Raw genomic sequence first — 688 nt, 5'->3', positions numbered from 1 at the left:
ATCTGCCACATAGGGAAGACCGTAGATCATGATTAAGATCAAAACCGGGAACAAGAAGACAATCGTGCCAATAAAATCAACGATGGCCTGCTTTTTTTCGCTGGCTGCACCATAAAATATATCAACCCGAACATGGCCGCCATGTAGCAGAGTATAGCCTGCGCCAAGCATAAAGAGGAAACCATGCATATAGATAATTGATTCCTGCATGAAGATGGAACCAATGCCAAAAACATATCGCATGAGAACAACGATAAACTGAACCAAAACCATAAAGAGGGCGAGCCAAGCAACACTATGCCCTATTTTATTATTCAGACTATCGATGGCTTTTGCGAGGGAAAGAAACCCTGCCACAGCAGTCTCCCTATCGATTGTTATTATTATTTATATATTTACCGAAAAGAGGCTAGCACAGAGCTAGCCTCTTTCGTACTCAAATCATTGCCTATGCCATCACTTAAGGTCACCACTTTAGGCAATGATCAACGTTCTCAGCGATTAGATATCAAGCGCTGTGCCACGTGCGGCTGTGTAGTCGGACTCAGAAAGTGTCGTCCAACGTGCAACCTTGCGGCGGAAGTCGATGTAGCTCTCGTAGATTTCTTTGGAAATGTCATCAGTCTGGCCGACTTCTTTGACAACTTCTTCGGATTTCGCGCCAAGAGCATTCATGATGTCTTGAGAG

Annotated in this window: 1 protein-coding gene and 1 pseudogene; both read right to left on the bottom strand. The window is 44.3% G+C overall.

Annotated features, from left to right (window positions below):
- On the bottom strand, nt 1–357 hold a 357-nt coding region (locus ACFSKO_RS18590), incomplete at its 3' end, for a TRAP transporter small permease subunit (RefSeq protein ID WP_380254472.1).
- A gap of 144 nt (nt 358–501) precedes the next feature.
- A pseudogene (locus ACFSKO_RS18585) lies at nt 502–688 on the bottom strand (ABC transporter substrate-binding protein); the annotation flags it as partial.

Source organism: Kiloniella antarctica, from assembly GCF_042682825.1.
GTDB lineage: Bacteria > Pseudomonadota > Alphaproteobacteria > Kiloniellales > Kiloniellaceae > Kiloniella > Kiloniella antarctica.
This window is presented reverse-complemented; position numbering and strand designations above follow the sequence as displayed.